The organism is Chitinophaga pinensis DSM 2588 (assembly GCF_000024005.1).
Lineage (GTDB): Bacteria > Bacteroidota > Bacteroidia > Chitinophagales > Chitinophagaceae > Chitinophaga > Chitinophaga pinensis.
In genome coordinates, this window is sequence record NC_013132.1 from 7,000,789 (window position 1) to 7,021,237 (window position 20,449).

General features: G+C 45.1%; 15 protein-coding genes. 4 read left to right on the plus strand and 11 right to left on the minus strand.

Annotation, left to right across the window (positions count from 1 at the left end; genetic code table 11):
• Positions 1 to 68: 68 nt before the first annotated feature.
• From CPIN_RS27170 to prfB, 3 genes are all read right to left on the minus strand, one after another.
• Entirely contained in the window at positions 69 to 1,307 is a 1,239-nt protein-coding gene (locus CPIN_RS27170; protein WP_012792032.1) for an IS4 family transposase, read from the minus strand.
• A gap of 356 nt (positions 1,308 to 1,663) precedes the next feature.
• Positions 1,664 to 3,298, minus strand: a complete 1,635-nt coding sequence (gene pruA / locus CPIN_RS27175) for an L-glutamate gamma-semialdehyde dehydrogenase (RefSeq protein ID WP_012793087.1) — start codon at positions 3,296 to 3,298, stop codon at positions 1,664 to 1,666.
• 305 nt (positions 3,299 to 3,603) lie between these two features.
• A protein-coding gene (gene prfB, locus CPIN_RS27180) for a peptide chain release factor 2 (protein ID WP_012793088.1) occupies positions 3,604 to 4,693 on the minus strand; the annotation gives its coding sequence in 2 pieces (ribosomal slippage) (positions 3,604 to 4,632 and positions 4,634 to 4,693; 1,089 coding nt in all).
• An 89-nt stretch (positions 4,694 to 4,782) separates the two neighbouring features.
• Here prfB and CPIN_RS27185 point away from each other — a divergent pair.
• Positions 4,783 to 5,586: a TspO-related membrane protein gene (locus tag CPIN_RS27185; protein WP_012793089.1), complete on the plus strand. Its 804-nt coding sequence runs from the start codon at positions 4,783 to 4,785 to the stop codon at positions 5,584 to 5,586.
• A 157-nt stretch (positions 5,587 to 5,743) separates the two neighbouring features.
• Complete coding sequence (pgi, locus tag CPIN_RS27190; protein ID WP_012793090.1) at positions 5,744 to 7,396, plus strand: glucose-6-phosphate isomerase; 1,653 nt, start codon at positions 5,744 to 5,746, stop codon at positions 7,394 to 7,396.
• A gap of 482 nt (positions 7,397 to 7,878) precedes the next feature.
• Here pgi and CPIN_RS27195 read toward each other — a convergent pair whose 3' ends face one another.
• From CPIN_RS27195 to CPIN_RS27215, 5 genes are all read right to left on the minus strand, one after another.
• Positions 7,879 to 8,304 (minus strand): DUF3276 family protein, encoded by a 426-nt coding sequence (locus CPIN_RS27195; protein ID WP_012793091.1) that lies wholly within the window; start codon positions 8,302 to 8,304, stop codon positions 7,879 to 7,881.
• Between the two features lie 159 nt (positions 8,305 to 8,463).
• The gene (locus CPIN_RS27200) at positions 8,464 to 10,260 is read right to left on the minus strand and encodes an ABC transporter ATP-binding protein (protein WP_012793092.1); all 1,797 of its coding nucleotides are present in this window, start codon (positions 10,258 to 10,260) and stop codon (positions 8,464 to 8,466) included.
• Positions 10,261 to 10,339: 79 nt separating this feature from the next.
• Positions 10,340 to 11,269, minus strand: coding sequence for a phosphoribosylaminoimidazolesuccinocarboxamide synthase (locus CPIN_RS27205; RefSeq protein ID WP_012793093.1), 930 nt, complete (start codon positions 11,267 to 11,269; stop codon positions 10,340 to 10,342).
• A 135-nt stretch (positions 11,270 to 11,404) separates the two neighbouring features.
• On the minus strand, positions 11,405 to 12,775 hold the full coding sequence (locus CPIN_RS27210; RefSeq protein WP_012793094.1) for an exonuclease domain-containing protein: 1,371 nt from the start codon (positions 12,773 to 12,775) through the stop codon (positions 11,405 to 11,407).
• 168 nt (positions 12,776 to 12,943) lie between these two features.
• A complete protein-coding gene (locus tag CPIN_RS27215; RefSeq protein WP_012793095.1) occupies positions 12,944 to 13,519 on the minus strand; it encodes a DUF4142 domain-containing protein in 576 nt (191 codons plus the stop codon).
• 309 nt (positions 13,520 to 13,828) lie between these two features.
• Between CPIN_RS27215 and CPIN_RS27220 the strand changes: the two genes are divergently transcribed.
• Together CPIN_RS27220 and CPIN_RS27225 are read left to right on the plus strand one after the other, a co-directional pair.
• The gene (locus CPIN_RS27220) at positions 13,829 to 14,401 is read left to right on the plus strand and encodes a TetR/AcrR family transcriptional regulator (RefSeq protein WP_012793096.1); all 573 of its coding nucleotides are present in this window, start codon (positions 13,829 to 13,831) and stop codon (positions 14,399 to 14,401) included.
• Between the two features lie 56 nt (positions 14,402 to 14,457).
• Entirely contained in the window at positions 14,458 to 15,489 is a 1,032-nt protein-coding gene (locus CPIN_RS27225) for an alkene reductase (RefSeq protein WP_012793097.1), read from the plus strand.
• A gap of 340 nt (positions 15,490 to 15,829) precedes the next feature.
• Here the strand turns inward: CPIN_RS27225 and uxaC are convergent, their stop codons facing one another.
• The 3 genes from uxaC to CPIN_RS27240 are packed head-to-tail and all read right to left on the minus strand — an operon-like array spanning position 15,830 to position 20,415.
• The gene (gene uxaC, locus CPIN_RS27230) at positions 15,830 to 17,263 is read right to left on the minus strand and encodes a glucuronate isomerase (protein WP_012793098.1); all 1,434 of its coding nucleotides are present in this window, start codon (positions 17,261 to 17,263) and stop codon (positions 15,830 to 15,832) included.
• 29 nt (positions 17,264 to 17,292) lie between these two features.
• Entirely contained in the window at positions 17,293 to 18,957 is a 1,665-nt protein-coding gene (locus tag CPIN_RS27235) for a UxaA family hydrolase (RefSeq protein WP_012793099.1), read from the minus strand.
• A gap of 12 nt (positions 18,958 to 18,969) precedes the next feature.
• Positions 18,970 to 20,415, minus strand: a complete 1,446-nt coding sequence (locus CPIN_RS27240; protein WP_012793100.1) for a tagaturonate reductase — start codon at positions 20,413 to 20,415, stop codon at positions 18,970 to 18,972.
• Between the last annotated feature and the right edge of the window lie 34 nt (positions 20,416 to 20,449).

Consider the following 20,449-nt stretch of genomic DNA (forward strand, 5'->3'; position numbering starts at 1 on the left):
ATTCCTTTCAAACTCAATATAGATGGGAGGGGCTTACTGCTATTATAAAAGTAAGCCCCCCTCTTTTTTTAAAAGGAGAATAATTTCAATTGCAGGTTTATCTGATCTGGCCCCTTATTATGCTGTAAAAGTGCATACTCGGGTTCTGCCAGAAAATTCATTAGGTGGATATAAGTGTAAAGATGTAACCTTAGAAAGCCAGTTAGGTTACTAAAAGACCATTTTTTACTCCCTTTCTCTGTCAGCTTGTCTTTTACGATCTTTGTCAGTAAATCCTTTATTAGCGTGCACCAGAGCTGTATACTTATAGCATTTTTGTTTTCACCTAAAAAATTGTTTAATTGAGAGTTCTGCTTAATTCTTTTAAAAAGCATTTCGATTGCCCATCGCTTTTGATACAATTTCCTGATCGTTGTCGGCGTATAAGTAAAATTGTTTGTTAACAGATGTATTTTCTTTTTTGTATTTCTATCGTAAATGCTGATTACACGCGCCGTCTGTACAGGACTTTTCTCCTCTGTTAGAGGGTTACCTAGTTGAATAACCCAATCTTTTAGGATACCTTTTCTTTTATTGAGTATTTTTAATCTGTTTCGTGTCAATAATTTTATTTTCATACTCTTGGTTACACGAGTTACCCACGTGATCTCTTTTTCAGTCCATTCCTTCATGAGTTTATAGTTCACATAAGCTCTATCCATGGCTATTATAGAACCTGGCAAGAGCTCTAACTGTGGCATAATGATTCTATCATTTTTGGCAGCTTCCGTCAGAATAGTAAAGCTTGGTAGTTCTGTTTTGGCCGTCATCAATACGTGCGCCTTTATTCCTCCCTTCTTTCTGCCGTCCATTCTAATTACACCTGCCCCCTTCATTACATTAGAAAATAGGCTGACCGTCGTCGAGTCCACTATGAATAACCGGTCAACCAACGATTTTCTCTTTCGGCTGTCCGGGGAAAACGCTTGATAATGATGGTTATATAGACGATGATAAAGCTTTTCAAAAAACGCCACCGGACGCGTCCTGTTAGCATCGGAAATAGTGCTTCGACGCGGGGTATGTTTAATGCCCAAATGGTGAAGCCGATGCTGGTTGGCTAACAATCCTGTATGAAGCTCTCGTAATGAAGTACACTGATGAAAACTACTAAATAGCATTGTTACCAAATGGTCAAAAGCCTTAAAATGCTTATAATAGTAATCTGCGTTTGTCTCTCTACAGACTTTATCTATCAACGTGGTTGGTATAAAAGAAAGTAGTTGATTAAAAATCGGCTGTCCGGAAAAAAATTTACTTTTGCTCATAAGTAAGTTCTAGTGTGGTAACTTAAACTTACTGAAAAAGGAGGCCTCGGCCTCCTTTTTTTATGACTTAATCCCATATTTTTACCGGACACTATAGAATTAAGAATTAAGAATTGGGCCGTAAATGCCGGTCGGTTTACGTATTGACGACTTAAGAAATCAGGTGTAAGATTTAAGAATTAATATGAAATTTTTGCATCAGCGTTAATTGTGTATCCAGATCTTAGTTCACAAATAACAAAGGAAGGGCGCTTCAATACTGAAGCGCCCTTCCTTTTATCCAGGAATAAAAAATTAATTATTCAATTATCTACCAACACAAATCTCCGCTGCATTCAATTCCTAATTCCTAATTATTATTTGTCTTCCTTCAGGAAAGGATACCTGTAATCCGTTGGCGGAACCAGGGTTTCTTTCACCGTTCTTGCACTTAACCAACGGTAGAGGTTCAATGCAGAACCAGCTTTATCATTGGTACCGGAAGCACGTGCACCACCAAATGGCTGCTGACCAACAACTGCGCCGGTTGGCTTATCGTTGATGTAGAAGTTACCAGCTGCATTCACCAGCTTTTTAGTAGCCAGATCAACCGCATAACGATCCTGTGCAATGATGGAACCGGTGAGTGCATATGGAGAAGTTGTATCAACGATCTCCATGATCTCTTCGAATTTATCTGCTTCGTATACATAGATAGTCAGCACGGGGCCAAAGATCTCTTCGCACATAGTTACATAGCGCGGATCCGTTACTTCGATCACCGTTGGTTCGATGAAATAACCTTCAGATTTACTATAGTTACCACCGGCAATGATCTTTGCCTTAGGATCTTTCTTTGCATTCTCGATGTAGTTAGCGATCTTATCGAAAGAGCGCTCGTCGATTACGGCATTGATAAAGTTGCTGAAATCTTCTGTAGTACCCATTTTCATGGTTTTCAGTTCAGCAACCAGTTTTGCTTTCACGGCTTCTGCGATGTTGGATGGCAGGTAAGCGCGGGAAGCGGCAGAACATTTCTGGCCCTGGTATTCGAAAGCACCACGTGCCAGCGCGATCGCTGTGATATCAACATCTGCTGATTTGTGTGCCAGCACGAAGTCTTTACCACCGGTTTCACCTACGATACGCGGATATGTTTTGTATTTGTGAATGTTTGTACCGATTGTCTTCCACATGTGCTGGAATACGCCGGTAGAACCGGTGAAGTGGATACCAGCGAAATCAGGATGACTGAAGCAGATATCACCCAGTACCGGACCGTCGGTATATACCAGGTTGATCACGCCATCAGGCAGTCCTGCTTCTTTCAGGATCTGCATGATCACATGCGCAGCCAGTACCTGTGTATAAGCTGGTTTCCATACTACAACGTTACCGCACATAGCAGCAGAAGTAGGCAGGTTACCGGCAATAGCGGTAAAGTTGAACGGTGTGATGGCTACTACGAAACCTTCCAGCGGACGATATTCCAGACGGTTGTGAATACCCTGCGGACTGTAAGGCTGTTGTTTGTATATATCAGTGAGATAGTGAACGTTGAAACGGAGGAAGTCGATGAATTCGCAGGCGCTGTCGATTTCAGCCTGGTATGCATTCTTACTCTGACCCAGCATGGTGGCTGCATTCAGGTGATAACGATACTTGGTAGCGATCAGTTCTGCAGCTTTCATGAATACGCCGGCGCGTTGTTCCCATGGTGTATCCGCCCATTTGGTACGGGCAGCCAGGGCAGCAGCGATAGCATCTTTTACATGGCTGGCATCTCCTTCGTGGAAATGACCCAGTTTATGCTTTATTTCATGGGGAGGACGGATGTCGATAGTCTTACCAGTACGCACCTCTTTATCCCCGATATACATCGGAATATCAAACTCCTGTGCTTTGAAAGCGGCCAGTTGTTTTTTCAGCGCTTCCCTTTCGGGTGAACCTGGTGCATAGCTGTACACTGGCTCGTTGGCAGGTGCAGCAAATTGAAAATAAGCATTATGCATTCTCAGAATGTTTTAGTTTTCGATCTTGTTGTTTCCACTACACGCTGTAAGTATAGTTGCTAATGTTGTAACGTCATAACGCAGCAGCAGTTCTATGTCTTTTCTCTGGCAATTGGCTGTGCCGGCATTTCATTTTCTGTCAGCTGAAAGTCTGCTGATGATCGCCCTACTGCAGCCGCACTGCTGCATTATCCGCAGTAAATATCCTACACGCCTCTCAATGGTGCATGTTGTATAATATGCAAAAGTGCTGATAAGTTGAATAAGATCAACTTATCAGCACATGGCATATGGGCAAAGTTACGTTATTCTTCTCCTTTGGACATCATCAGGTAAGCCTTGATGAAACCCTCCAGTTCGCCGTCCATAACAGGCTGTACGTTACCTACTTCATAATCCGTACGGTGATCTTTGATCATTTTGTAAGGATGGAATACATAGGAACGGATCTGTGAGCCCCACTCGATCTTGCGCTTGTTTGCGTTGGCGGCATTTTTAAGTTCCTCACGTTTACGCAGTTCTTCTTCATACAACCGGGATTTCAGCATTGTGAGCGCCTTTTCACGGTTCTCACCCTGCGTACGTGCCTGTTGACATTCTATGATAATGCCGGAAGGAACGTGCTTTAAACGCACTGCGGTTTCTACCTTGTTTACGTTCTGTCCACCTTTACCACCTGAACGGTAGAATTCCCATACCAGGTCGGCAGGATTGACAGCGATTTCAATGGTATCATCCACCAGCGGATACACAAATATGGAAGCGAAGGAAGTATGCCTGCGGGCATTGGCATCAAACGGAGAAATACGTACCAGACGGTGTACTCCACTTTCTGCTTTCAGCAATCCATAGGCGAAACTGCCATCCATTTCCAGGGAAGCCGATTTAATACCAGCGCCATCCCCGTATTGCACATCAATTTCGGATACTTTCCAACCCTGCTTTTCCCCATACATACGATACATACGCAACAGCATCTCTGCCCAATCCTGGCTCTCGGTGCCACCGGCGCCGGAGTTGATGGTGAGCACTGCCGGCATTTCGTCTTCCGGTTCGTTCAGTGTTGATTTAAATTCTAGCTCATCGAGCGCTTCAGTGGCAGCATGGTAGGCCTGTGCAACTTCCTCTTCGGAGGCTTCACCTTCTTTCTGGAAGTCGAGCAGGACTGCGCTGTCCTCTATTGACGTTTGCACGTTCTCATAAAGGTCAACCCAAAACTTATTCACTTTAATCTCTTTGAGAATTGACGTAGCCCTGGCGTTGTCGTCCCAGAACCCTGGGGCTAACGTTAATTGTTTGTCATTTTCGATTTTAGCTATGCGGTCCTGGACGTCAAAGAAAACCTCCCAGGACATGGAGACGGTCCCTCATAGCTTTGAGTTGTTCTGCTGTCATAATGGGCGCAAATGTAAGGAAAAAGGGGAACAATATTTGCGGGACTTTTAGCATATTAATTCCCAGTCAATTAAAAACTTTTTCTATCTATGACAACCTCCCATAAGACCCTTTACTATAAGAACAGTGCGATATTTAACACAATAGGGTACATCATGGTGATCGTTGTTAATCTGCTGGCCAACCTGAACGTCATCAACAACAGGAGCACCGGCGACGTATCAGATAAATACGATAACCTCTTTGTACCTGCTGGTCTTACATTCGCCATCTGGGGGCTGATTTACCTCACTTTACTGGGATTCATCGTTTATCAGTTATGGCTGACATTTTCCAATGGTCGTACGGAAGAACTGGAGCGCTTCATGGAACGCCTGCGCGGCTGGTGGCTGATCAGCTGTATGGCTAATTCCTGCTGGCTTTTTGCCTGGCATTATGAGCTGCTTCCGCTGTCCGTACTACTTATGTTAGCATTACTGGTATGCCTGCTGGCCATCCACCTTAATTTCAACATCTCCCTCCCCCGCTCTGCCGGCAAGATCGAGAAACTGCTCGTACACCTGCCCTTCAGTCTTTACCTGGGCTGGATCTGTGTGGCGACGATCGCGAATATTGCCGCCTTTATGGTCTATCTCGGCTGGAATGGCATGAGTGTGCCGGGGACTATTTTTCTCATTCTGTTATGTACCATCGGCTCAACGTTGCTGATTATACGCAGACATAACATTATCGTAGGCCTGGTGGCACTCTGGGCTCTTTATGGTATCATTGTAAAACGACAGACTGCCGGTGGCGCAGCCGAAATACCGATTACCTGCGCATGTATCGGAGCCATGCTCATTATCACCGTCAGCAGCGCATGGCGGCTGATCACCAACCGTAGATTGTCATAACAGATGTCGTTATCCGCGTTTCCCTTGTATATTTTACCGGAGATATAGTCCGCACTGCCTGAACAGGTTATCTTTAAGATTGGTCCTCCTTTCCGGCCTTTTGGTCCTGCGACTATCTAACTATTTTATTACTTTTGATACCATAAAATGCGTTTTTATGTTCCCAACGACTAATCCTACTGCTACAAAAGCCTGGCAACAGCTGGAGCAGCATGCATCCAAGATGAAGGAAACGCACCTCCGCACACTGTTTGCGAAGGATGCTGACAGATTCGATAAGTTTACTCTTTCTTTTGAAGAAATATTGTTCGACTACTCAAAGAACATCCTCACAGAAGAAACGCTTCAATATTTACTGCAACTGGCCAAAGAAACCGGTGTTGAAGAAGGTATCAAAGCCATGTTCAGTGCAGAAAAAATCAATGCGACAGAAAACAGGGCCGTACTGCATACCGCACTCCGTAACTTCTCCGGCAATCCGGTAGTACTGGACGGAAAAGACGTAATGCCTGAAGTACACGCCGTACTGAATAAAATGGAGAGCTTTACTAAGCGTATCCACAGCGGCGAGTGGAAAGGTTATACCGGTAAGCCTATACGTTACATCGTGAACATCGGTATCGGTGGTTCCGACCTGGGTCCGGTAATGGTGACAGAAGCCCTGAAGCCTTACTGGAAGGAAGGTATTCAGCCTTATTTCGTATCCAACGTAGACGGTACCCACATCGCTGAAACACTGAAAAAAGTAACGCCGGAAGAAACCCTCTTCCTGATCGCTTCTAAAACTTTCACCACACAGGAAACTATGACCAATGCATTAACTGCACGTCAGTGGTTCCTCGATACGGCAAAAGATGAAGCTTTTGTAGCAAAACACTTTGCGGCACTGTCTACCAATGAAAAAGCAGTAACCGCATTCGGTATAGATCCGGCTAACATGTTCGAATTCTGGGACTGGGTTGGCGGCCGTTATTCATTATGGTCCGCAATCGGTCTGAGTATCTCCCTCACCGTTGGTTTTGATCATTTCAAAGCATTACTCGAAGGTGCACATGCAGTAGATAATCACTTCCGTACAACGCCGTTAGAGAAGAATATTCCTGCTATCATGGCCCTGATCGGCCTGTGGTATGGTAACTTCTTCGATACCGCTACAGAAGCGATCCTGGCATACGACCAGTACATGCACCGCTTTGCCGCTTACTTCCAGCAGGGTAACATGGAAAGTAATGGTAAATATGTAGACCGTAACGGTCAGGCTGTTTCTTACGAAACCGGTCCTATCGTATGGGGTGAACCAGGTACTAACGGACAGCACGCATTCTATCAGCTGATCCACCAGGGTACCCGTATCATTCCGGCTGACTTCATCGCACCTGCCATTAGTCACAACCCGATCGGCGATCATCATGTGAAGCTGTTATCTAACTTCTTCGCACAGACAGAAGCACTGATGAACGGTAAGACAGAAGAAGAAGTACGCGCAGAACTGGTTAAATCCGGTCTGAAAGAAGAAGAAATTCAGAAATTACTGCCTTATAAAGTATTCACCGGTAACAGACCTACCAACTCTTTCCTCGTAAAAGAAATCACACCAAGAACCCTCGGTTCACTGGTAGCACTGTATGAGCATAAGATCTTTGTACAGGGTGTTATCTGGAATATCTACAGCTTTGATCAGTGGGGTGTGGAACTGGGTAAACAACTGGCGAACAAGATTCTGCCTGAACTGGAAAGTGCGGATGTTGTGACCAGCCATGACGCCTCTACGAATGGCCTGATCAATGCCTGGAAGCAGATGAAGAAATAAGCATTGATTGTATAATTGAATAATGACAAAGGGCTCCGCGAGGAGTCCTTTGTTGTTTAAAAACCTATCCACTTACATATCATGAATCAACAACATATAGTTTTCGCGGAAAAACCAGCTCAGTAGGGCTCTCGATACAAATAATACCTGTTCCTACCATTATAACGCCATTATGCCGTTATTACGACCATATTTCTACGTTTCTGAACGAAGAGATATCGGCATAATAACGGTATAGTTACGTTGTATATCGAAGACTAAAGACATATCAGATTAACAATCAGACACTTAATAGCAATTCGATCGAAGAACCTCTGTAAACTAATATTAATCAATCAGTTAGGAAGAACTAAAGTGCGATCATACCTCATTTCCAAACAATAGCTCATAAGGAACAATCACATGCATACAGGGGCATAAAAAAACCTCCGGAGAAACCGGAGGTTTTATATATCATCAAATAAAAATGATCTAAAGTAATATTACCATTTGTCTACGTCCTCAGTATGAGAAGAAGCAGATGCGGCAACAGGCGCTGCAACAACAGCAGCTTCTACTACTGATTCAACAGCAGCTTCTGCACCTTCGCCATCTTCATCATCACGTACGTAGTCATGGTTGTAGGCATCAAAATCGAAGTCGGGCATCAACTCAGTTTTCACGTAGTTGATGGTCTCTGTCAATGCATTCAGGAACTTGTTGAAGTCTTCCTTGTACAGGAACACTTTGTGCCTGTCATAACCATTGTCGTTAAAGCGTTTTTTGCTTTCAGTAATGGTCAGAAAATAATCATTTCCACGAGTGGTCTTTACATCAAAGAAGTAAGTTCTCCTTTTGCCCGCTTTCAATCGTTTAGAAAAGATACTGTCATTATTTCTTTCCTGCTGATTGGTATTTTCGTACGCCACAGTTGATAGATTTAAGTTGTTAACGAATCAAATCCTTTTTCCAATAAGAAACAAATATACTATTAGTTTACAAATATCAAAATAATTTTAAATGATTTTGAAAAATGATAGAATATAGCTTTACCTACTGATTCACAGGTATATATAAGAATGTGATTACTATTCTATTACGGTTTCCTCTTCGCCAGACTGCTGGCGGGCGTATAACTCAGCGTAGTAACCGTTTAATGCCAATAATTCGTTATGTGTACCTGTTTCAATGATTTTACCTTCATCCAGGACAATGATCTTATCAAACTCAAATAACGCGAAAATGCGATGGGTAATAATGATAGCGGTTTTCTCTTTCAGATAAGCGTAGAGGTTACCAATGATCTCTTTCTCCGTTCGGGCATCTACGGCAGACAGACAATCGTCAAATACTAACAGGTTCGGATCCTTGATCAGACCACGGGCAATGGAGATACGTTGTTTCTGTCCGCCGCTAAGTGTCACCCCTCTCTCCCCTACTACCGTATCAAAGCCTTCCGTAAAATTCAGGATGTCCTTTTCTACAGAAGCCTGACGGGCGGCTTTTCTTACGGTTTCCGGATTCGCCTCCGGCGTACCAAAACGGATGTTATTCTGGATCGTATCCGAAAACAGGAAAACGTCCTGCGGTACATAACTGATCTGACTACGCAGACTTTCCAGTTTTACCTGCCGGATATTCTGCTGGTCCAGCAACACCTCTCCCTCCTGCGGGTCATACATACGTATGAGCAGCTGTGCAAGGGTAGATTTACCGGAACCGGTACGACCGATGACCGCCACTTTCTCACCAGCTTTTACCGTAAGATTGAAGTTTTTGATCGCCTGAATACCAGTATGCGGATATGTAAAAGACACATTCTTAAAGACTACCTCACCCTTGATATCCATGTTAACAGCACCAGGATAGTCCGTGATAGCCGGTTTGATATCAAGAAATTCGTTGAGACGTTGCTGACTGGCCGCTGCACGTTGTATCATGGATGCTACCATTCCGATGGAAAAGAACGGGAACATCAGCATATTTACATAGATCACAAATTCCGCCAGATTACCCACGGTAATCGTGCCATGGATCACCTGGATACCACCGATAAAGATGGTGATTACCACACTCAGACCGATCATCAGCGCCATACTTGGCTGGAATAAAGCATCGGTTTTCGCCAGGCTCACAGAACTGATCTTATACGCTTCGCTGGCCTGCTCGAAATGTTTAATGCTGTCTTCTTCCTGTACATAGGACTTGATCACCCTGATACCGGAGTAAGATTCCTGTGCAATGGAAGTAATATTGGATAACTGCGACTGTATACGCTCACTTTTACGGTGAATGATATGATTCACATAATAGATGATCAGCGCCAGTACAGGCAGCGGAGATAATGTGTATAATGTCAGTAACGGGTTTACGTCTATCATCAGGTACACCACGATCACGATCATAAAGATGGTGCGGGTAGCATACATAATAGCAGGCCCTACGTACATGCGTACCCTGGATACGTCTTCCGTAATACGGCTCATTAAATCACCGGTACGGTGCATTTTAAAGAAGTTGAGATCCAGCAGCTGATAGTGCTGGTAAATTTCGTTTTTGAGGTCGTATTCAATGTAACGGCTCATTACAATGAGGGATTGCCGTTGCAGATAGAGGAAGAATCCGGAGAGGAGGGCAAACAGCAGGATGCTGACGCCGTAGAATGCCAGTACACTGGTAAATTGTCCGCGGAAAGCAGCTTTTAGTCCGGTGTCGCTGAGCAGGTTGTAATTATCGAGATTTTGTGCCAGCAGATCAAAGATCTGCCGCACCATGATAGGCTGGAACACGCTGAATACAATAGATACAGCAGTACAGGTCAATCCGGTCAGGAATCTCCATTTGTACTTTACAAAATACTTGTTTAGTGTGGCCAGGTGTTTCATGTCGGTCTATAGTCAGATGTCCTTCTCTGAAAGCAGCGAGGGCATATTTGTAATATGCCCTCCCGCTGTATCAGTTTGCTTATAATGTCTTCAGCGTGTCGATGATCTTCTGTTCAGCATCTGCTTTGGAAACATCTTGCTTCACAAATTGCTGACCAGTGATATTTTCAAACAGCTCGATATAACGTTCACTTACGGTCTTCACGAATTCGTCGGTCATTTCAGGCACCTGCTGTCCGTCTTTACCCTGGAAGCCATTTGCCATCAGCCATTCACGTACGAATTCTTTACTCAGCTGTTTCTGCGGTTCACCGTTTTTCTGTTTTTCCTCGTAACCTTCTGCATAGAAGTAACGGGAAGAATCCGGCGTATGGATTTCGTCGATCACATAAATGGTATCGCCGATCTTACCAAATTCGTATTTGGTATCTACCAGGATCAGACCACGTGCTGCCGCCAGTTCTTTACCACGGGCAAACAGTGCCAGTGTGTATTTTTCCAGCTGTTCGTAGTCTTCTTTGGTAACGAGCCCCTTTGCGATGATATCTTCACGGGAGATATCTTCGTCGTGCCCTTCGTGTGCTTTAGTAGTCGGCGTAATGATCGGAGAAGGGAAGAAATCGTTCTCTTTCAGACCTTCCGGCATGGTTACACCACACAATTCACGTTTGCCGCTTTTGTAAGTTCTCCAGGCATGACCGGTGAGGTTACCGCGCACCACCATTTCCACAGGGAAAGTTTCACATTTCAAGCCAATGGTTACGTTTGGCAGGGGAACATTTTTCACCCAGTTCGGAACGATGTCCTTTGTCGCCTCCAGCATGATGGCAGCTACCTGGTTCAATACCTGTCCTTTGTAAGGAATCGGGCGGGGTAATACGACATCAAAAGCAGAGATACGATCGCTCGCCGCCATCACCATCAGTTTATCGCCGATAGTGTATACGTCCCTTACCTTTCCCTTATAAAAAGCCGTCTGACCGGGAAGCTTAAAATTTGACTCTAACATGAATAAAAACTTACCTATTAAAAATGATTAAATGAAAGCCTTCATTTACAGGCCATTGACAAGGATATCAATAACCGGTTTTGCATTCAGGTCCGCAAAAATACTTTAGGTTGAGGGAATTACCACAGTTTATCTCTAAGAAAACTTCAGCAGTTCCTGATCATGCGCGCCGGCATGCTGGTGAATGAGATTCAGAATATATTCATTTTCAGGATACTGTGTCAACCATTCCTTGCACTGCGGCCCTTCTGTGATAGCGGTATCACGGGGAATATACCCCATTCCGTAGAAACGTCCTTTCTCCATCAGGATGCAACTCTGCTCCTGCGCATCGCGTCCCATACCAATAATGGCGAATGTCGGCTGCTGTTGCTGCATATGGATAATGGCAGCTTTTACCCGGAGATTGTAGGTTTCGGACGTTTCTTTTTTCTCACAGGCGCCCCGGCAGGTATGATCGGGGATCGGTGAACAGGCGCCCTGCCCTTTTTGTAAGAAGCACAGGCGGGGACAAAGATCAAATTCCCTGATCAGGCCCCGTAACATCTGATGCCCCTGCACCAGTAACGGAAAAGAGTGCAACGGGGCGGAATATTTACGGCGTTTCTCGATGACCAGACGCAGATAGCCTTCCTGGTCTTCAAAACAATAAAAGCCGTATTTGAATTCTATATATTTCTGCGAATAGTTATAAACCGGCCACAGTCGTTTGATCTCCACACTTTCCAGTATATGCGCCATCAGCTCTGTGCCCGTCACTTCGTGCGAAATACTGTATATATTACGAAGAAACTCCTGTCTTTTCCTGCCGGCACTGTTACCCGTAAAATGACTATTGACACGTTTCCGGATATTCTTCGCCTTCCCTACATACACCACTTTTCCTTTCTGATCATGGAAATAATAGACACCCGGAGTACCCGGTAATGCCGTTACCTGTTCAGGTGGCAGGTTCGGTGGCAGGAACTGTTCTTTGGAGTGGGTGGACAAAGCATGGGCAATGGCCTTACCAGTATCCTGCTGTAATAACAGGCCAAACAGTTTTACCGTTGCTGCTGCATCTCCCGCAGCGCGGTGACGCTGTGTAACGGAGATTTCCAGTGATTTACACAGATTACCCAGACTGTAAGAAGGCAGTCCCGGAATGATCTTACGGCCAAGCCTTACCGTACACAGTTTTTTAGTGCGTAACTGATATCCAGCCTGGGCAAGATGATATTGAATAAAGGAATAATCGAAATTAACGTTGTGTGCTACGAAGATCTTATCATGTAACAGGGCGAAGATATCGCCGGCTACTTCATCAAAGGCCGGTGCGTTTGCTACCATCTCGTCCGTAATACCGGTAAGGGATTGAATATATCGGGGAATGGGTACACCCGGATTAATCAGCGTTTCGTATTGCTGTACAATATTCCGTCCGTCATAAATATAAATGGCTATTTCCGTAATGCCGTTTGCACTGGCATGGCCACCTGTAGTTTCTATATCAACTATTGCATACATAACTCTCCACTCGTCCGGACAAATATAACCACAAGTTCCAATCTGGAGAATTATTTATATAAAGAAGAGTTGTTAGCCTCCGGATCGACATTCCCGAACTCAACACTCACAACAAATCATCCGAAAACTAACAACTACTTATTTTAACAATCAACGCTATCCGTTGTGCTATTTCTTCTTCATCGCATCCTGGATCGCCTTAGCGGTATCCTGGTGTGCTTTCAGCGTAGGCAATGTGTTACCTGCCCATGTTTTCAGGTCCGGATCAGTCAGGTTCTGAGACGCTTTGTCAAACATATCTACATCTTTATCATGATCATTTACCATCATGTCGATGAAGTGTTTGTCAAACTCTTTACCGGAGAGTTTACTCATGTCTCTCAGGTGTTCAGAATAGTCGGACCCTACACTATCTGGCAGGGTAATATTCTTAGTAGTCGCCAGTCCCTTCAGTTCGTCGCCCGCTTTAGAGTGATCACGCACCAGCAGTGCACCAAAATCCTTGATACGCTGTGTTGTACCTTTTTCCTGTGCCAGTTTACCAGCCTGTACTTCCAGCATGCCGCCGTCAGCAGCTTTTACTGCGAAGTCAGATGATTCTTTATCTACAGGAGCGGTTTCTTTATTTACTGCCTGCGCACTATCTACAGCATCTTCGTGTTTGGCTTCTGTGTTTCCTGAATTACAAGCCTGAAACATCCAGGCAGCCAGCATTGTAGCGGCAATAAAAGTGAGCTTTTTCATGTCTTCCTTTTTTGGTTTAACAAATAGATGTACCAGCTAACGTGTCATCCAGTTCTGAGATACATTTTGCAAAAAGGGTACCATGCCGGCTCGTCTGAGTACGTTTCTTTAGGATAGAAACAATCGAAATGCAAGACAGTCAAGCATTTCAGTAACACGAGCTGTACTATAATGATTATCAGCCCCTACCGCTGACATATAAGGTTATTTTGTAGACCGTTTTCCCCGTTTTCCGGGTAAATGAGCATTCCGGAACGCTCATTCTAAAAATATTTTGGAACATTCATTCTATTATTCTACATTTGCATCATGGCACGGAATAAAGCATTTGATCCTGAGGAAAAGCTGGAAAAAGCGAGGGATCTCTTCTGGGAGAAGGGATACAACGCGACATCCATGCAAGACCTCTGTGAGGAAATGAAACTGAACCGGGCCAGTATATATGATACTTACGGTGACAAATACGCCCTCTTTCAACAGTGTCTGCAGAACTACGCGAAGGAGAAACTATTTGATTACAAACAATGCTGTGAGAAGGTATCACCACTTTCAGCGATAGATAGTATCATACGAAGAGCGGTCCACAACAGGAAAGAAGGGAAGTCCTGCCTCATGGTAAAGACATCCTTTGAACTGGCTTCAATGGATGAAGGCATAAGACACATTGTACAGGAACAGGCAAGACAAAGCATCAGCGTATTACAGGAACTTTTGGAGAAAGCACAAAAGATGAACGAAATACCAGCAGAAAAGGATCCGGCTACACTAGCACAGTTCCTATACGCAAGCTTCAGTTCGATCTGGTTGATGGACGTATTATTCGGTGATAAAGCAATGTTGGACAGCATGGCAGACCATATATTGTATAGCATCAGGCATTGATATTTTTTTGCATTTTTTTGGAACAATCATTCTGGAATTAATTAACTGAAGAACCCATGTATCCAACATTATTATCATCCGCTACTATAGGCAATTATGCCATTTCAAACAAGGTGGTGATGGCGCCCACCGCTGGTAAAAGTCACGTACCTGCAGGTATACCCAACGACGTGACCGTCAACTACTACAGCCAGAGGGCCAAAGCCGGCCTGATCATCGCAGAGGGAACCGGTCCTGCAGAAAACGGTATGGGCCAGGCGCACATGCCAGGAATTTATAGCAAGGACCAGATTTCAGGATGGAAGAAAGTAACAAAAGCCGTACATGAAAACGGTGGCCGGATCTTCCTGCAGATCAAACACACAGGGCGTATATCACACCCTGCCAACATGCCGGCTAAGGCAGACGTAATAGCTCCTTCGGCTATAACAGCCAAAGGTGAGATATGGACAGAGAAACTGGGCTGGCAACCACATGCCACTCCAAGAGCAATGACTACATCAGAGGTAGGAAAAATGGTCCAGCAGTATGTAAAGGCAGCAACACAGGCAATAGCAGCAGGTTTCGACGGAGTGGAAATACACGCAGCGCATGGATATTTAATGGACCAGTTCCTGCACCCTGATACAAATCAACGGACAGACAAATACGGCGGCAGTATTCCTAACAGGGTGCGCTTTGTACTCGAAGCCGTCGCAGCTGTCAGTCACGCAATAGGCAGGCACCGTACAGGCATCCTCCTGTCTCCTTACAGCCAGGTCAATGACCTGCAGCATCACAATCAGATAGACGCTACTTACGAATACCTGACAGATGCTCTGGATACTTACGGATTGTCTTACATACACCTGCTGACTGAAACGGCAACTCCCGCCACACTGATTGCTGGCATACGTTCCCGCTTCAACGGAACACTGATCTTAAATGGTGATTATGACGCCCTGAGCGCAGAACAAACAGTGCAGAATGGCCTGGCTGATCTGATCGCGTTTGAGAATCCATGTGTCTCTTCTCCTCTCTCCGGTAAGTTTGCAACAACTTCCAGTGAGCCGTTAAAAAAGCCCAATTACGCTTGTGCGAATTGTTAATTATAAATCTGAGAGTTGTTTAGTTGTATACACTTCCGTAGCGGAAGCCCTGTTGCGGAAGTGCTTTCTACAGGCAAAACATAAGGAACTTTAGTGAAGGAAATATATTTAGCTCGTTTAAGATTTAGCCTCCCTGGAGAAAGATGAAGATTGTGACATGGAGAATGCAATTCTCTGCTAGTCCCGGAAGTATAAAATAGGCCATCTGTTGCCGCATGATTTTTAAGACGCAAACAGATAGGATTTTTAATAAAACAGCTTTAGCGAATACCAACAGATAAAGCCTATTTTATACTGACCTGAGGATTATAATGATTGCCGCTATTGAAAGCGGCTTTTTTTATCGGCTTACCCCAGCCTCTACCGCCAGCTCTTTCCAGTTGAAATACTGCTGCGCATTGTAATAGCAGATGTCTTTTACCACCTTACCGATCCACTCCACATCATTGGGTAATTCTCCATTCTCTACTTCCTGCCCGAACAGCTCACATACAATTCTCCGGAAATACTCATGCCGGGGATAAGATAAAAAGCTGCGGGAGTCCGTCAGCATCCCTACAAACCGGCTCAGTAATCCCATATTGGAGAGTGCATTGATCTGTTTGATCATACCATCCTTCTGATCCAGGAACCACCACGCCGAACCAAACTGCACCTTCCCCGCCACCGAACCATCATTGAAATTACCGATCATAGTAGCCAGCAGTTCATTATCCGCCGGATTCAGATTATATAATATCGTCTTCGCTAATCTATCCTGACTATCCAGTCTGTCGAGGAACTTCGCCAGCGCCCTCGCCTGAGAGAAATCACCAATGGAATCCCATCCGGTATCTGGTCCTAATACACGCATCATACGCGAGTTATTATTCCTTAAAGCACCCAGGTGATACTGCTGGACCCAGCCCTTCTCCCAGTCCATCTCCGCCAGTTGCAAGAGCAAGGCAGACTTGATCTGACGTGCTTCTAACAGACTCAATCGCTGGCCACTCCTTACTTTCAGGAAGATCACGTTGATATCTTTTTCCAGAAAATCTTCTGCATAGATCTCTTCAATACCATGATCTGAAACAGAACAACCCTGCGAAGCAAAGAAGTCATGTCTGTTCTTTAAGGCATCCAGCAGATCCGTATAAGTATCGATGGTAATACCGGCCGCTTCTTCCAGTTTTGACAGGTAAGCATTGTACTTCTCCGGATCATCTACATTCATCGCCTGATCCGGACGGAACGCAGGCAGAATAGGTATTTCAAAACCATCCTGGCGTAACTGCTGATGGTGTTCCAGCGTGTCTGCCGGATCATCCGTCGTACATACAAGCGCTACATTCATCTTACGCAGCAGGTTACGGGTACTGAAAGCAGGTGTTTCCAGTTGCGCACTGGCATTGTAATAAATATCCGAAGCAGTCGCCGGACCTAAAATATCATGTATATCAAAATAACGTTGTAATTCCAGATGCGTCCAGTGATAAAGGGGATTACGCAGGGTATATGGCACCGTAGCAGCCCATTTCTCAAACTTCTCCCAGTCTGTTTTATTACCGGTGCAGTAGCTTTCATGCACACCGTTTGTACGCATTGCTCTCCATTTATAATGATCCCCATACAGCCATGCCTGTGTGAGCGTACCAAAAGTGGTATCTGCCGCTATCTGCGCTGGTGGAAGATGACAGTGATAATCGATCACAGGCATCTCCTTTGCATAATCGTGATAAAGACGTTTTGCGGTATTGTTAGTCAGGAGAAAATGTTCATCCAGGAACTTCTTCATTGTAGACAGTTTAATTAATGGTTAGTAGATTACAGTGATACGCCTCTTTTCCACGGAATAAAATCATCCTGTCCGTTGATGACGGATCTGGCTTTTGTAATTCCACTGGCAACATCTATGACATAATTTAAAATGCGTTCTCCCGCCTCTGGGATAGACTCTTCTCCATCGATGATGGTACCTGTATTGATATCGATGATATCCGGCATACGCTGATAAAGTTTTGTATTGCTGGACAGTTTGATAACAGGCGTCACAGGATTACCGGTAGGCGTACCCAGTCCGGTGGTGAACAGTACGATAGTGGCCCCCGCTCCTACTTCTGCTGTAGTAGATTCTACATCGTTTCCTGGTGTACAAAGCAGGTTCAGACCTGGCAGACTTACCTTCTGCGGATAATCCAGCACAGCGGCTACCGGAGAAGTACCTCCTTTTTTTGCCGCCCCGGCTGATTTGATGGCATCAGTAATCAGCCCGTCTTTGATATTACCTGGAGAAGGATTCATATCAAAGCCGGAACCTGCTTCTTCTGCACGACGTTGATACGTGCGCATCAGCTCTATAAAACGTAAGGCATCTGTCGTATTCACACAACGATCGCTCATTTCCTGTTCGACACCACAAAGCTCAGGGAACTCAGATAGAATAACCGATCCTCCTAATGCAACCAGCAGATCAGAAGTATAACCGATAGCAGGATTGGCAGAGATACCAGAGAAGCCATCAGAACCACCACATTCCAGTCCTATACACAACTTGTATAAGGGAGCCGGTGTTCGGGTAATTTTATTGGCTTCAATCAATCCGGCCATCGTCTGCCTTACCGCCGCAGTGATCAAAGCCTGCTCTGTACCTGTCTGCTGCTGATCGAGTATAAACAGGGGTTTGCTGAAATCAGGAGAACGTTTACGGATCTCTTCTTCCAGCATCGTAATCTGTGCATTCTGGCATCCCAGGCTCAACACCGTTGCCCCCGCTACATTCGCATGTGTGATATAACCTGCCAGCAATCCACACAAAGTCTGCGCATCCTGACGGATACCACCACAACCACCTTCATGCGTCAGGAACTTGATACCATCCACATTTTCAAACAGGCGTTGTTGCCCCTGCTGCGCAGGATCTTCTGTATATACCGTTTCCAGTATAGCAGAAGCATCTGCACCCTGCTGGTATTGCTGCGCCAGCTGACGTGCAAAGGCAGCATATTTTTTCGGACGACCATAACCTAATTCTTCCACCAGTGTTTCCCTCAGGACCTCTACATTCCTGTTCTCACAAAACACCATGGGAATGACCAGCCAGTAGTTACCCGTACCGACACTACCATCTGCCCGATGATAGCCCATAAAGGTGCGGTCCTGCCATTTCGAAATATCCGGTATATGCCATGCTGTCTTACGTGTAGCTGCCAGCTGAAAATCACTGGATGCGTGTTGTACATTGCCAACAGCTATCTTCGCGCCTGCGGGCAATAATTCTTTTGCCTTACCCACCAGTACGCCATACATGGTAATCGCATCTCCCGGATGCAATATGGTTTCGGTAAACTTGTGCTTTGCAGGTACATCTTCTGCCAATGTGTATACCCGTCCGTTTTCCTGCACGCTTTCTCCTTTTTTCAGATCCGTCAGTGCTACCACTACATTATCCTGCGGATGAACTTTCAGGACTTTTCTTTTCAATCCCGTCATATGCTGTTTTATTTAAGCGATCGTTGTTTCTTCTGATACCCGTCTGATTAGTGACGGTGCTCCTTCTGTGAGCAAAGCGCCCATCATGATAGTAACGGCATGTGAAAAACCCGGTAACTGCGTAAGATCTACTCCCCAAAGGGCGGTATCTTTCAACACGGTCTGTACAAGTACAGCTGGTTCCAGTTTTTGCCATTTTTCTTTAAAATAGGCTGCATAGTCATCCGTCACCTCTCCATCGCGCATGAACAACAGGTAAGCTGCAAAGCCTAAGGCCATCAGTGCAGGAACTTCATCCAGGCGCTGATAATGTCGTACGATCACAGGTATCACCCTCATCTTCATTTTGGAGGTATACTGCATGGTGATACTCTGCCAGCGATGTTCGATAAAGGGGTTCCTGAAACGATCCAGCACACTGCCGGCAAAACGTAAAGCCGCATCTTCCCGGATCGTTACATCCGTAATAGCAGGTACTATTTCATGTTGCGCAAGCGCAGAGATACAGCTTTCCATGGCGGTGTCTTCCATTGCCTCTTTTACTGTATTAAATCCTGCCAATACGGCCAGTCCGCAGCTAAGCGTATGCGTACCATTCAGCAACCGTAGTTTCAGTTCGCGGAAGATATTAATATCCGGCGCCAGCACGACCCCGCTATCCGCAGGTGCAAATGACAACACCTTCCTGACCCGCTCACTGGAGGTCTCTATCGCCCATAAAGCATAAGGTTCTGACATGATCATCAGTTGATCTGAATACCTCAGTTGCGCTTCCACCGCAGCCTGTGCAGCTGCCGGAAGAGCGCCCGGAACGATACGGTCCACCAGTGAATTACAGATATGATTCGCAGCAGATAACCAGTTGATAAAAGCAGCTTCCAGCTGATGCTGTTGCGCCAGCTCTAAAAGGATGTGCTGCAATTTAGTCCCGTTATCAGGGATCAGTTCTGTAGGAATGATAACCATTCCCTTATTGATATCTCCTTTGAAATGCCGATAACGACGTAAAAGAAATGCCAGTAGTTTACCCGGGAAAGAAGCCGGCGGAGCAGCATCTATGTTATCCGCCGTCAGTGTAATACCCACCTCTGTCGTGTTGGAAATAATGATCTCCATCTCCGGATCAGCCGCGCATTCCAGGATTTGTTCCCATTCACCGGTAGCAGACAATACCCTGCTGATCGCATCATTGACAACATACTCTTCTACTCTTCTTCCCTGCATGATCCCCTGGATACAATGCGTATACAGGTAATCCTGTTCACTGTAAGCATCGGTATTGCCTTTATCAGTGGATTTCACCACGACGATACGCCCATTGAAAATACCGGCCTTATTGGCCTTATCAATGAAATAATCAGGCAGACCACGCAGTAACACACCGGTACCGAATTGCAGTACTTTTTCGGGCAATACAGCACGCGCTTTGCCTGTCAAAAACTGTTTGTTCAATTGCATATTTCTTATTTAATGCGTCAATGCACCACTTTCA

What these genes read in the sequence shown, in the direction of transcription:
- CPIN_RS27170 (WP_012792032.1), bottom strand. Translation starts at nt 1,307, where the DNA reads ATGAGCAAAAGTAAATTTTTTTCCGGACAGCCGATTTTTAATCAACTA.
- pruA (WP_012793087.1), bottom strand. Translation starts at nt 3,298, where the DNA reads ATGCATAATGCTTATTTTCAATTTGCTGCACCTGCCAACGAGCCAGTG.
- CPIN_RS27185 (WP_012793089.1), top strand. Translation starts at nt 4,783, where the DNA reads ATGACAACCTCCCATAAGACCCTTTACTATAAGAACAGTGCGATATTT.
- pgi (WP_012793090.1), top strand. Translation starts at nt 5,744, where the DNA reads ATGTTCCCAACGACTAATCCTACTGCTACAAAAGCCTGGCAACAGCTG.
- CPIN_RS27200 (WP_012793092.1), bottom strand. Translation starts at nt 10,260, where the DNA reads ATGAAACACCTGGCCACACTAAACAAGTATTTTGTAAAGTACAAATGG.
- CPIN_RS27205 (WP_012793093.1), bottom strand. Translation starts at nt 11,269, where the DNA reads ATGTTAGAGTCAAATTTTAAGCTTCCCGGTCAGACGGCTTTTTATAAG.
- CPIN_RS27210 (WP_012793094.1), bottom strand. Translation starts at nt 12,775, where the DNA reads ATGTATGCAATAGTTGATATAGAAACTACAGGTGGCCATGCCAGTGCA.
- CPIN_RS27215 (WP_012793095.1), bottom strand. Translation starts at nt 13,519, where the DNA reads ATGAAAAAGCTCACTTTTATTGCCGCTACAATGCTGGCTGCCTGGATG.
- CPIN_RS27220 (WP_012793096.1), top strand. Translation starts at nt 13,829, where the DNA reads ATGGCACGGAATAAAGCATTTGATCCTGAGGAAAAGCTGGAAAAAGCG.
- CPIN_RS27225 (WP_012793097.1), top strand. Translation starts at nt 14,458, where the DNA reads ATGTATCCAACATTATTATCATCCGCTACTATAGGCAATTATGCCATT.
- uxaC (WP_012793098.1), bottom strand. Translation starts at nt 17,263, where the DNA reads ATGAAGAAGTTCCTGGATGAACATTTTCTCCTGACTAACAATACCGCA.
- CPIN_RS27235 (WP_012793099.1), bottom strand. Translation starts at nt 18,957, where the DNA reads ATGACGGGATTGAAAAGAAAAGTCCTGAAAGTTCATCCGCAGGATAAT.
- CPIN_RS27240 (WP_012793100.1), bottom strand. Translation starts at nt 20,415, where the DNA reads ATGCAATTGAACAAACAGTTTTTGACAGGCAAAGCGCGTGCTGTATTG.